Origin of the sequence: Asanoa iriomotensis, from assembly GCF_016862515.1 — a bacterium.
Taxonomy (GTDB): Bacteria; Actinomycetota; Actinomycetes; order Mycobacteriales; family Micromonosporaceae; genus Asanoa; species Asanoa iriomotensis.
This window is the reverse complement of record NZ_BONC01000125.1, coordinates 1-10,764: the sequence shown is the minus strand read 5'-3', so window position 1 is coordinate 10,764 and position 10,764 is coordinate 1. Positions and strand designations below refer to the sequence as shown.

The following is a 10,764-nucleotide window of genomic DNA, read 5'->3' as shown; positions in this document are numbered from 1 at the left end:
CGGAATGCCGGTGACCAGGCAAGGAAGGGCATCCGTGTGGTCTCAAATCGCAGAAGATCTGCGAGCGAAGATCACGGATGGCACGCTGCCGACGGACGCCCGGCTACCCAGCGAGGCCGAGCTAACCACGCAGTACGGCGTCGCGCGTGCGACGGTCCGTCAGGCGCTTACAGCCTTAGTGAACGAAGGTCTGATCGTCCCGAAAGCTCCACGCGGGTACTTCGTGCGCCATCGCCAACCGCTCTTCTATCGCCCACAGACGGAGTTCCGGCCGCAGCCGAAGACGCCTGAAATGGACCGCTTTATGGCGGACCACTCGGCGGAAGGGCGGGAGCCGCGGCAGTCGATCGACGTTTCGATCGTGGCGCCGCCGCCCGAGGTGCGCCAACGACTGAAGCTCAAGGAAGGCGAACTTGCCGTGGTTCGTCGGCGCGTGCGCTATCTCGACGGTGAGCCGTACAACACGAACGACAGCTATTTCCCACTATCGCTGGTGCAAGATACCGAGATCATGCGCCCTGTCGATATTGCGCGCGGTGCGAACGAGGTGCTGGCCGAGCAGGGGCAAGAGCAGGTCCGAGCGCTCGACGAAATCTATGTACGTATGCCAACTCCCGACGAGGTAAGAAGGCTGGACCTTGGCCCGGGGACGCCGATTGCCTGCCACATCTGCACCGGCCTCACCGCGGACGGTTCGCCCGTTCGGGTAGTGGTTAACGTCCTGCCAGGTGACCGACACGTAATCGTCTTTGAGCGCGAGGGAATGGATCCCGCGTCTAATGACAAAGCCTGACGTCCGCCTGGCCACGCGTGCGGATATAGATACAATAGCTGAGCTATATGAATCCGCGAGACAGTGGCTTGACTCCCTTGGCTCGGACCAATGGGCCAGCAATACGCCAGAGAGGACTCGGCCGCGCATAGCGAGTTCAGTAGAACATGGCGAATGTTATGTGTCATTGATAGATGGCGTCGTCGTTGGAACGATAACTGTCGACGACTTCGCGGATCCTGAATTTTGGCATGCCGGCGATGACCCCGAGTCGGCCCTATATGTTCACCGGATGGTGGTTGATCGCGCAATGCGGGGACGAAACATCGGCGCCTGCATGTTGGACCTCGCGGACCAGATCGCTTCCCGAGAGGGACGGCGGCGGCTGCGATTGGATGCATGGCACACGAACTTGGCTTTACGGGACTATTACGAACGGCAAGGTTTCCGCCACGTACGCACGGTTCGTCTGGCACACCGCGGGTCGGGCGCCCTATTCGAACGACCTGTAGCCCGCTTTCGAGAGGTGTCCTAAACATGGGGAGTGCATTGCTTGGGCGTGTCAAATACGAGACTTGGCTCTGGACCGGGAAGGCAAGGTATCACCTGTGGCAAAAGTGGAGGGGCGGAGACTTATTGAGCGGACCGATCGGAGAATCGACAAAGATTCACTTCTCTTCAACTGAAGCTGGCGCTCCGGGCGAAAACATGTGGGCGGACAAGGTTGGCAGGGATACTTACGAACTCAAGAACAACGGTTTCTTCTTTCCCGTTGCCATGGGCGATCTAGTCCGTGTGAAAGTCGTATGGCCCTTGCTTGAGGTGATAGAGGTAGTCGAGCGCAAGCGCCGTACCGCCCGGATACTTTTCGATCTGCCCTGGCCAGATCGCAGCGGGCGCGCGGAGTTGGGTGCGGCGCTGCGTGAGATGGGCTATCAGGTCGAGTGGGGCCAACCTAATCTCTTGAGTGTCGGCGTGCCCATGGCCGATGATCCCTACGAGACAATAAGTCCGTTGTTATCAGAGAACGCACGCATCTACGAGGTCGAGTAGGCCGCTTCGTCGTCTGGCGGATTGCGGACTGCCGGTAGCCACTTGGCGGGTGGGACGCCGGCAGGCTTCTCGCCTTCTACATCCTCAAATATCACCTCGGCCTCGCCGTAATTTGCATAAGCGAACCGTGCCACGCCAGGGTGAAATTGCGCGTGGCTAAAATCAACTCTTCCTCTGGCGAAGTCGGCCTTGGTGAAATCTGCCTGGCCTGAGCGGAAGTGGGCGTTCGAAAAGTAGACGTTGGCTCCGTTGAAGGATGCGCCCACAAATCCCAAATCGCCGCCATCAAGATAGAGAGAGGTTAGGTCAAACTTGGCATCCAAGAGCGTCGCGCCGCCAAAGTCGATTACGCCGCTCTCCCATCCGCCCTTTATTTCGACGGAGGCGCCATTCCTGAAGGTCGCACGTTTGAAATTCAACACGTCCGCCGCGGAGCCGTGCGGGTTCGAGACGACGACTCGGCAACCGGAGAACACGGCGTCCGAGAAGTCAATAAAACCTTCTCCCGGCCCATCCAAGAGGTGGAAGTCAAGATCGATGTACGATCCGCGGAAGCTCATTTCGTAACCACGCCATGAAGTTGGATGGTCAGGACTGAGGTGATCCAGGAGCACATCAACGATCGTGCTCCGAACCTCTTGCTCGCCCTCCGAAACTGCCGTGCTTTCCTTGTGCATCCTGAAGTACGCGCAAAGTACATTGATGCAGACTTGCCTCTGCTCGGGCCAGTCATCGGCTAGACGGGATAAGCCATAAACGCCCGCGAGCCGTACGGCAGCTTTGTCATTTCCGAGCTGGTCTGCGGCGTCTTGATAGCGGGTAGATAGTTGCTCGGCATCGGATCGCCGGCTCCCCGCTTCCTCCACACGTTGTTTTCGGTATGCGTACACCGCTGCGAAGACGCCGGCAGCCAGTCCAGCCACCGCGACGGTGCTTCGCGTTAGGTCATATATCTCGGCGGAACTCAAGGGCTTGCCTGGTGTCTTTGGGGGCGGGAGCAGCGGCACGGCGGAGCCGCGCACCCACGCCAGCGCTGCAAATGCCACAAGGGCAAAAGCACCGATCCCGGCGAGCGCGATCACAAGGCTGAGGGAGAATCGCATCAGGCGAGGCGAATGACTGCCTCTTTCACGCGTTCGCTCGCTGGCAAAGAAGGCCTTAGTGAACATGACTCGAAACCCGAGGCCGGTCGTTCGTATTAGGCTACGAAATGAAGGCATCAGAGTGACGCTTTCCCAGTACCGGCGTGGTCGCCACCGCTGATTAGGCTCTTGAGGTCCTCGACCGAGAGCCACGGACGGCTGCGGTGGATCATGCGGTGGCAATTGGAGCAAATCAGTGCAAGGTCTGCCAGCCGCGTAGTTGTTTGCCCACTGACCGAGAGCGCGACTCGATGGTGACACTCGATGTACCCGGCGCCCCGTGCGCCGTAGACTTTGGCGAAATCGAACCCGCAGGCCTCGCACACGATGCGTAACCCTCGTTGTTCTGCCTCGGCGATCTTTTTACGCCGGAGCTTGGGGTCCCGTTCGCGGCGGAAATGGGCGCGTAGGGCGAGTCCGCCCTCGTTGGCCTCATAGTCATCAACGTCCGGATCAGCATGCGTCGGGTTTGCGATGGATGGGTCGAGCAGAAGCTCTCGGATTCGGTCAGCCATCGCGTGCATGCCGATCGGATCGGCCTTGAAATCGTCGTAGACCTCACGGTCCAACCTGTTCCCGTTACTGCTTGGCGCCACGATGTTGTACGTCTTGAGAGCAACGCCTGACAAGTTTCGAAAGTCTGGATTGCGGCGACCGGGATGTATTGCAGTGCTTTGGAGTAGGAAGGACAGTTCATGGACGCGTTGATCGTCGGCTGCAAGCTGTCGCCAGCCGTTAGCCACGACCAAGTCACATGCCAAAATGATCTCGTCCCGTGACCAGTCCGGGTTTGGAAGGAAAGCAACGCTGAACCCGAGCGCTTCGAGCCGACGCGCAACCGTCTCGTCGCCCCCGCTGAAGTCACGAGGCGAGAGCGGGGTGCCAGCGCTGACCCCGTGGGCGTACCCGACGATGGCTTTGGAGTCGTAGAGCCGGCCGCCAAGATCTAGGAAGTACGCGCGGGCTGGCCCAAACCCCGTTGACCTGAGGAATGCTCTGCGACCGAGCCGGTCAAACTCTGCCGTAGCGGCAAGGACGCCTTCTCGGGTCAGGGCGGCGAGGGACATGCGTAGAAGTTAGATCGCGCCTACGACCGCCCGGCATCCACCTCCCGGGCCTTACCCGCGCCGGGTACTCGCCCACCGGTCTCAGTTTCGGTCTCGTTCGTCGACGTACGCCGCGGTTCCAAGACGTTCGCGATGGCGAGTCTTTCGAGGTGGTGGACGGTACTAGACGGAGCCGGACGGTAGATCTCAGACCTCGAAAGCGTGTGAGGGTTTACGCCCTCCGCGGGTTCAAATCCCGCCGCCACCGCTCTTAGCTTTACCTGCTGACGCCTGGTGGGTCCATGAGGACCCGGCCAGGCGTCTTTTGTTTGCCCGGTTCTCTAGTGGCACACCATTGTCGGTCACACGACGCTGTATCACTAGACAATGGTGTGTGACACACAGTATCGTGTGATGCATGCCCAGCGATGAGATCCTCCGGACCCATCTGCAGGAGCTGCGTCGGGGCACGGTCGTGGTGGCGAGCCTCGCCGCCCTCCGCCGTCCCGACTACGGCTACGCACTGCTGCAACGGCTCACCGGTCACGGCTTCCCGGTCGATGCCAACACGCTCTACCCGCTGCTCCGCCGCCTCGAGGACCAGGGGCTGCTGACCAGCGAGTGGAACACCGAGGAGAGCCGACCGCGCAAGTTCTACTGGACCAGCGAAGAGGGCGAGACGGTGTTGCACCAGCTCCTCGACGACCTGGCCGCCGTGCAGACCTCCATGACCGGGCTGATCCAAGGAGTGGACCGATGAGTTCCCTGACCGATCGCTATCTCGCCGCCACCCTCGGAGCGGTGCCCGCGGCCCGCCGCGAGGAGATCGCGACCGAGTTGCGCGCCTCCATCGAAGACATGATCGACGGCAAGGAGGCGGCCGGCGTTTCCGTCGCGGTCGCCGAGCGCGAGGTGCTCACCGAGTTGGGCGACCCGGCGGCGCTGGCCGCGCGCTATGCGAACCGTCGGCTGCAGCTCATCGGGCCGGCCTACTACCTGGTCTGGGAACGCCTGCTGAAGCTGCTGCTCTCGTTCGTCCCGGCGACGGTCGGCATCGTGGTCGGCCTGGTGGCGGCGGTCGACGGTGACGCCAGTGATGCGATAGGCAAGGGGATCGGCACCGCGATCGAGGTCGCGGTCCACGTCGCCTTCTGGACAACCCTGACCTTCGCCGTCATCGAGCGGACCAACACCCCGCTGAACCTGCCGGAGTGGAGCGTCGACCGGCTTCGCGAGGAGCGGGCGCGCGGCGAGCGGCAGGTCGGGTTGGCCGACTGTGTCGCGGCGGTCGCGCTCCTCGCGCTGGTCATCGCGTACCTGCCACTCCAGCATTTCCACTCCTGGGTGACGGACGCGGACGGCGGCAACCTGCCGATCCTCGACCCCGCGCTGTGGAGCTTCTGGCTGCCGTTCCTGATCGCCGTGCTGGTCGGCGAGGCGGTCGTCGAGATCCTCAGGTACCGGGCCGGCGGTTGGACCTGGCCGCTCGTCGCGGTCAACGCGGTGCTGGGCGCGGCGTTCGCGGTGCCGGTGGTGTGGCTGCTGCTGACCGACCGGCTGTTCAACCCCGACTTCGTGGCGCGGTTCGAGTGGCTGAGCCGGCCCGACAACCTGGACACGGTGGCGACCGTGGCGGTGGTTGCCACGATCGCGGTCACGCTCTGGGGCGTTTTCGACAGCACGGTCAAGGCGTGCCGCCGCTGATTCTGTTCTTCTTCGACGCCGGGCCCGCGTTTCGGGGCCCGGCGTCCTTTCATGTCAGCGGCGCGGACAGCTCGATCATGTTGCCCCACGGGTCGCCGATCAGGGCGAGGCGGCTGTTGATGTCCTTGATGTCGAACGGCCGGCCGAAGATGGTGACGCCGCGGGTGCTGAGCTCCGTGACGGTCGCGTCGACGTCGTCCACCCGCAGGCAGAAATGGTGATAGCCGGGGCGTTCCAGGCTGTCGATCACATTGGTGTAGTAGGTGCCCGGGTCGATGCCGCCACCACCGAACAGCTCGAGGTGGAAGTCGTCGTCGGCCGGCGGTGACAGATAGGCGAGCTGGAGGCCGGCCCAGGACCATTCGGCGACGACGCGGAAGTCCAGCATCTCGGCGTACCAGCGCTTCGCCTCGGCGTAGTCGGGCACGCGGACCGCGACGTGGTGACCGCGGGCGGAGGCCAGTGGGCTGGAAAGATTTTTCGCGGGTACGGACTGGGGCTGCTCGGCCATGGCGGTCTGGCGCTCCTTCCGGCGGCTCAGACGAGGTGGCTCAACTGGCCACGCTAATGCGGGCCGCCGGACCGTTTCCGGGAAACCCGTCGGGTTGCCTCGTTGACAGATCCGACCGGCAACCGGCGCAACCGCAGAATCGTCAGACCCACCGGCCAGCATTGACCCCGACGACCCATTCGACTCACGGGGGTGGTGGAAATGCCGACGTTAGGTGGTCGACTCCGAGAGCTGCGTCGGGCGCATGGCTTCAGCCTCGCCGACCTGGCCGCCCGGGTGCCCTGCGACAAGAGCCATTTGTCCAGAGTGGAAAACGGGCTGCGCCGGGCGACGCCCGCACTGCTGGCCAGGGTCGAGCTCGCGCTCGGCGTGCCGGGCCAGCTGACCTCAGCAGTTCCCGACGCCGTGGGTGAAGAGCCGTTGCACGTCGTCGGTGTAGCCGACGACCGTCTTCCGCACGGTGTGCCCGTCGTGCATGAAGAGATAGGCCTTGTCGCCGCTGGTCACCATCAGCCCGTCGAACTGATAGCTCCCCGCCGGCGCGACCATCGCCGTGGCTTGCGGATACGCCGCCTTTGCGGCGGCCAGCGACGTGCCGACACCGACACCCTCGGGCGTCTTGAGCGGCGGGTTGGCCCACAGCAGCACCAACTGGCCGTCGGCGAAGACGGGGTGGGCCTCACTCACGCCGGTGAGCACCGGCCCGCACGCGTTGGCGGGCTTGGCCATCGCACCCTGACTGGTCAGATCGGCGTCGGTCGCGCCGAGCGGCGCGCCGCTGACGCCTTGGAAGTCGACCACACTGGCCCGCGTCGCCGACGACGACGCGCTGGCATAGGCCGTGGACGGGCGTTGCTGGGTCGAATACGCGGTGAGGAGCGCGATGAGGACCAGCCCGACGATGACCAGGGGGACGTACCGTGGCTTCATGTGACCTCCCAAGCACACAACGTAGCCGTTATCCACAGGTTTATCCACAGCGTGTGGATAGAACGTGTGTACGAGCGGATGCGTGCTGAGCTGGCCTTACGCGTTGCCGCGGTGCACGGCGTCCCGCCGGTCGGTCAGCCGGGGAGCGGTGAAGTCACGGTTGTCGACGACAAGCTGGGCGCGCTCGTGCGGGCGCACCTCGTCCAGATAGCGACGCTCGCCCGGGATGTACTTCGTGCGATATCGCCGCTCCGCCTCCTGCGCGGACCCCATCCACGCCTGGTCGCGGACAACGCCCCGGCGCAGCACCTCGGCCAGCGGGATGTCGACGAAGATCCGCAGGTCCCAGTGCACGTCGAGCTCAGGGCGCTGCAGGAAACAGCCGTCGGCGACCAGGATGGCGTCGCCGGTCGCGGTGCGTGGCGGCCCGTCGAGCACGGTGAGGGCGGCGAAGTCCATCAGCTCGTGGCGATAGAGCCGACTGCCATCGGGCCCGAGGGGCACGAGCAGCTCGTCCCGGATCCCGTCGTTGTCCCACGAGTCGTGGTAGTAGCTGTCGGGAGAGTCATGCGGAAACCTGGTCCGTGCGGCGACGGCCCGCTTGAACCGGTCGATGTTGACCCGGATCACCTCACGCGCGGTGTGGCCACGCAGCACTTCGGCAAGCTCGTCGCCCAACGTCGTCTTGCCCGCCGCCGAGCACCCGTCGACCGCAACCCGCACGGGATGCGCCCGCTCCACCTCGAGCACGGCGACCGCCAACGCCGCCAGCACCTCGTCGCGTCGCCCCACGTGAGCCTCCCGCCGATCGACAGGCATACAAATGTAGGGCCGGTCCGCAACGGACCGACCCCACTCACGAAATCGCGGAGAACGCGCGGAGGATACGAGATTCGAACTCGTGAGGGTGTTAACCCAACACGCTTTCCAAGCGTGCGCCCTAGGCCTCTAGGCGAATCCTCCGTCGCACAGGATACAGGTCCGCCCGGAGCGGTCCAGGCCACCCCAAACGCGGCGATCGGCCGGTCCGGGTAGGCTAGGGGCAACCTCTCGTGCGGCGTACATCCTGTGAACCTCCCCAGGGCCGGAAGGCAGCAAGGATAAGCGGGCTCTGACGGGTGCACGAGGGGCCTTAATCTTTCCGGCCGAGTCAGGCCCAATCCGTCTGTGCCGCATACCAGCCGAGTTGCATGCGGGTGCGCACGCCGGCCAGTTCCATCATTCGCGAGACGCGGCGTTGCACCGTGCGCATCGACATGCCCAGTTGGGAAGCGATGGCGGCGTCCGTGAGGCCGGCCAGCAGCAGGGCCAGCACCTGGCGGTCCAGCGGCGAGAGGGTCTGCTCTCCGGCTCTCTCGTCGAGGGCGCCGCCGGGGGCCAGTTGGAGCGGGCGGGCCTGCTCCCACACGGCGTCGAAGAGGGCCTGCAATGCGTCGAGCAGGCCGCTGCGGTGCACCACGATCGCGGTGGGTTGGTTGGTCTCGTCCGCCATCGGCAGCACGCCGATCGCGCGGTCGGCGATCACCAGCTTGATCGGCACGTGTTCGGTGACGCGCACCTCTTCCCCCGCGGCCAGCGCCGCGGCGGCGTCGGCGGTGCCGCCCTCCTGCTCCAGGACGGCGCGCTCGACCACCACGCGGTAGCGGACGCCGCGGCTCAGGCCCTCGGACTCCGCCTTGTTGTCCTGCCGGCTCACCGCGAGCGTGGTGGCGGTGACCAGGGCCTGCACCTCGTCGGTCGCGGTCGCCTGGAGCTGCTCGAAGCGGCGGCTGATCACGTCGACACCCGTCACCACCTCGACCAGGTCGCCGGCGGCGCGGTCGGCGGCCGTCGCGCGGTAGCGGGCGGCCAGGTTGGCCAGCTCCAGCTCCGCCCGGCGGAGCTGGTCGCGGCGCAGGGTGACCAGCGGGCCCAGCGCGAAGGTCGGTGAGCTGGCGATGTAGCGGCCGCCCGACCGGGCGGCCAGGCCGAGGCCGTGCAGGCTGGCCAGCGCGGCGTCCGCCTCGGGCACGGTGGTGTCGAGGGCCGCGGCGAGCTCGGCGGTGGTCGCGGCCGGACGGGCGACGAGCTCGCGGTACGTCGCCTCTTCGATGGGCCGCAGACCGAGCGCGGCGAGCGGTGAGGTGTCGGTCACTTACTTCCCCCAGGTCAAGCGCTGGCGAGTATGCGCCATGACCTAAATACGACGCAACCGCGGCGCCCGCGCGCTGTCGCGCGTGTGCCACTGTGAGCGAAGTCGGCGCAGGCCCCTCACCCCCCAACTGCGCCGGCTACCTCGTCCGATGTCCGGGCGTTGCCGGTCCTTTGGCGGCGCCCGGATCACCGTTACGGGGCGGGCAACCTGTCGGTGCGGCGTGAGAGGCTAGACGCCGTTGGGAGGACCCGTGGCGCTGGCGCTCTACCGCAAATACCGGCCTCGGACATTCGCCGAGGTGATCGGTCAGGAGCACGTGACCGAGCCGCTGTCGCAGGCCTTGCGCAGTGGTCGGCTTCACCATGCCTACCTGTTCTCCGGCCCACGGGGCTGTGGCAAGACCTCCAGCGCGCGCATCCTGGCCAGATCGCTCAACTGCGAGCGCGGGCCGACTCCTGAGCCCTGTGGGGTCTGTGAGTCCTGCCGGGCGCTCGCCTCCGACGGCTCCGGCTCGATCGACGTCATCGAGATCGACGCGGCCAGCCACGGCGGCGTCGACGACGCCCGTGAGCTGCGCGAACGCGCCTTCTTCGCGCCGGCGTCCAGCCGCTTCAAGATCTATGTGATCGACGAGGCCCACATGGTGTCGACGCAGGGCTTCAACGCTCTGCTGAAGCTCGTCGAAGAGCCACCCGACTACGTCAAGTTCATCTTCGCGACGACCGAGCCCGACAAGGTCCTCGGCACGATCAAGTCGCGCACGCACCATTACCCCTTCCGGCTGATTCCGCCGGGCATCCTGCGGCCTTACCTCGAGCAGCTCGCCGAGGCCGAAAACGTGAAGATCGAGCCGGCCGTCTTCCCGCTGGTGGTGCGGGCGGGCGCCGGCAGCGCCCGCGACTCGCTCTCGGTGCTCGACCAGCTGATCGCCGGCGCGGGCCCGGAGGGCGTGGGCTACGCGCGGGCGGTGGCCCTGCTCGGGGTGACGGACGCCGCGCTGATCGACGAGATGTGCGACGCGCTGGCCGCGGGCGACGGCGCCGTCGCCTACGCCACGATCGACCGGGTCGCCGACGCGGGCCACGACCCGCGCCGCTTCGCGTCGGATCTGCTGGAGCGGCTGCGCGACCTGATCGTCATGCAGCAGGTCCCCGAGGCGGCGGCCAAGGGTCTGATCGACGGCCCGGCCGACCAGCTCGAGCGGATGACCGCCCAGGCACAACGGCTCGGCCCGGCGACGCTGTCCCGGTCCGCCGACATCGTGCACAACGGCCTGATCGAGATGCGCGGCACGACCGCGCCGCGGCTGCTGCTCGAGCTGATCACCGCCCGCATGCTGCTGCCGACGGGCGACGAGGCCAGCCTCCTGCAGCGGGTCGAACGCATGGAACGCCGCCTGGCCCGCGCCGGCGACTTCGACGCGGATGACGACCATTCCGGCCCAGCGGCGCCGGCGGGTCCTACCGCGGGCC

12 protein-coding genes, 2 tRNA genes, 1 other RNA gene and 1 pseudogene are annotated in these 10,764 nt (G+C 65.8%); 9 read left to right on the top strand and 7 right to left on the bottom strand.

Going from position 1 to position 10,764, the window contains the following annotated elements; all coding sequences use genetic code 11:
- The 3 genes from Air01nite_RS39485 to Air01nite_RS39475 form a co-directional block, all read left to right on the top strand.
- The coding region (locus Air01nite_RS39485; RefSeq protein WP_203708541.1) for a GntR family transcriptional regulator at positions 1 to 793 on the top strand (793 nt) is incomplete at its 5' end.
- On the top strand, positions 780 to 1,307 hold the full coding sequence (locus Air01nite_RS42020; protein WP_203708540.1) for a GNAT family N-acetyltransferase: 528 nt from the start codon (positions 780 to 782) through the stop codon (positions 1,305 to 1,307). The genes Air01nite_RS39485 and Air01nite_RS42020, both read left to right, overlap by 14 nt.
- Before the next feature lie 101 nt (positions 1,308 to 1,408).
- Positions 1,409 to 1,825: a DUF4265 domain-containing protein gene (locus Air01nite_RS39475; RefSeq protein WP_203708539.1), complete on the top strand. Its 417-nt coding sequence runs from the start codon at positions 1,409 to 1,411 to the stop codon at positions 1,823 to 1,825.
- Here Air01nite_RS39475 and Air01nite_RS39470 read toward each other — a convergent pair.
- Both Air01nite_RS39470 and Air01nite_RS39465 read right to left on the bottom strand, forming a co-directional pair.
- Positions 1,810 to 2,928, bottom strand: a complete 1,119-nt coding sequence (locus Air01nite_RS39470; RefSeq protein WP_203708538.1) for a pentapeptide repeat-containing protein — start codon at positions 2,926 to 2,928, stop codon at positions 1,810 to 1,812. The genes Air01nite_RS39475 and Air01nite_RS39470 overlap by 16 nt on opposite strands.
- Positions 2,929 to 3,044: 116 nt before the next feature.
- On the bottom strand, positions 3,045 to 4,034 hold the full coding sequence (locus Air01nite_RS39465; RefSeq protein WP_203708537.1) for an HNH endonuclease: 990 nt from the start codon (positions 4,032 to 4,034) through the stop codon (positions 3,045 to 3,047).
- Between the two features lie 148 nt (positions 4,035 to 4,182).
- On the opposite strand from Air01nite_RS39465, the gene Air01nite_RS39460 reads away from it, so the two are divergent.
- The 3 genes from Air01nite_RS39460 (at position 4,183) to Air01nite_RS39450 (ending at position 5,717) form a co-directional block, all read left to right on the top strand.
- Positions 4,183 to 4,281: transfer RNA gene (locus tag Air01nite_RS39460), tRNA-OTHER, on the top strand.
- Positions 4,282 to 4,431: 150 nt separating this feature from the next.
- Positions 4,432 to 4,773: a PadR family transcriptional regulator gene (locus Air01nite_RS39455; protein ID WP_203708536.1), complete on the top strand. Its 342-nt coding sequence runs from the start codon at positions 4,432 to 4,434 to the stop codon at positions 4,771 to 4,773.
- Positions 4,770 to 5,717: a permease prefix domain 1-containing protein gene (locus Air01nite_RS39450; RefSeq protein WP_203708535.1), complete on the top strand. Its 948-nt coding sequence runs from the start codon at positions 4,770 to 4,772 to the stop codon at positions 5,715 to 5,717. Before Air01nite_RS39455 ends, Air01nite_RS39450 begins: the two co-directional genes overlap by 4 nt.
- Positions 5,718 to 5,766: 49 nt before the next feature.
- Here the strand turns inward: Air01nite_RS39450 and Air01nite_RS39445 are convergent, their stop codons facing one another.
- Positions 5,767 to 6,228, bottom strand: a complete 462-nt coding sequence (locus Air01nite_RS39445; RefSeq protein ID WP_203708534.1) for a VOC family protein — start codon at positions 6,226 to 6,228, stop codon at positions 5,767 to 5,769.
- A 201-nt stretch (positions 6,229 to 6,429) separates the two neighbouring features.
- Here Air01nite_RS39445 and Air01nite_RS39440 point away from each other — a divergent pair.
- Positions 6,430 to 6,606, top strand: a pseudogene (locus Air01nite_RS39440) (helix-turn-helix domain-containing protein); the annotation flags it as partial.
- 9 nt (positions 6,607 to 6,615) lie between these two features.
- On the opposite strand, the gene Air01nite_RS39435 reads toward Air01nite_RS39440, so the two are convergent.
- The 3 genes from Air01nite_RS39435 to Air01nite_RS39425 all read right to left on the bottom strand — a co-directional run bounded on the left by Air01nite_RS39435 (position 6,616) and on the right by Air01nite_RS39425 (position 8,121).
- On the bottom strand, positions 6,616 to 7,158 hold the full coding sequence (locus Air01nite_RS39435; protein WP_203708533.1) for a hypothetical protein: 543 nt from the start codon (positions 7,156 to 7,158) through the stop codon (positions 6,616 to 6,618).
- A gap of 96 nt (positions 7,159 to 7,254) precedes the next feature.
- A complete protein-coding gene (locus Air01nite_RS39430) occupies positions 7,255 to 7,950 on the bottom strand; it encodes a nucleoside/nucleotide kinase family protein (protein WP_203708532.1) in 696 nt (231 codons plus the stop codon).
- Positions 7,951 to 8,036: 86 nt separating this feature from the next.
- Positions 8,037 to 8,121, bottom strand: a tRNA-Ser gene (locus tag Air01nite_RS39425).
- 81 nt (positions 8,122 to 8,202) lie between these two features.
- Here Air01nite_RS39425 and ffs point away from each other — a divergent pair.
- An RNA gene (gene ffs / locus Air01nite_RS39420) (signal recognition particle sRNA small type) lies at positions 8,203 to 8,293 on the top strand.
- A 15-nt stretch (positions 8,294 to 8,308) separates the two neighbouring features.
- On the opposite strand, the gene Air01nite_RS39415 is transcribed toward ffs, so the two are convergent.
- The gene (locus Air01nite_RS39415; protein WP_203708531.1) at positions 8,309 to 9,292 is read right to left on the bottom strand and encodes a helix-turn-helix domain-containing protein; all 984 of its coding nucleotides are present in this window, start codon (positions 9,290 to 9,292) and stop codon (positions 8,309 to 8,311) included.
- A 250-nt stretch (positions 9,293 to 9,542) separates the two neighbouring features.
- Here Air01nite_RS39415 and Air01nite_RS39410 point away from each other — a divergent pair.
- A partial coding sequence (locus tag Air01nite_RS39410) for a DNA polymerase III subunit gamma and tau (RefSeq protein WP_203708530.1) occupies positions 9,543 to 10,764 on the top strand: 1,222 nt, incomplete at its 3' end.

Coding starts and splice junctions, on each gene's coding strand:
- Air01nite_RS39465 (WP_203708537.1), bottom strand. CDS start 4,034: ATGTCCCTCGCCGCCCTGACCCGAGAAGGCGTCCTTGCCGCTACGGCA.
- Air01nite_RS39470 (WP_203708538.1), bottom strand. CDS start 2,928: ATGCGATTCTCCCTCAGCCTTGTGATCGCGCTCGCCGGGATCGGTGCT.
- Air01nite_RS39450 (WP_203708535.1), top strand. CDS start 4,770: ATGAGTTCCCTGACCGATCGCTATCTCGCCGCCACCCTCGGAGCGGTG.
- Air01nite_RS39445 (WP_203708534.1), bottom strand. CDS start 6,228: ATGGCCGAGCAGCCCCAGTCCGTACCCGCGAAAAATCTTTCCAGCCCA.
- Air01nite_RS39455 (WP_203708536.1), top strand. CDS start 4,432: ATGCCCAGCGATGAGATCCTCCGGACCCATCTGCAGGAGCTGCGTCGG.
- Air01nite_RS39435 (WP_203708533.1), bottom strand. CDS start 7,158: ATGAAGCCACGGTACGTCCCCCTGGTCATCGTCGGGCTGGTCCTCATC.
- Air01nite_RS42020 (WP_203708540.1), top strand. CDS start 780: ATGACAAAGCCTGACGTCCGCCTGGCCACGCGTGCGGATATAGATACA.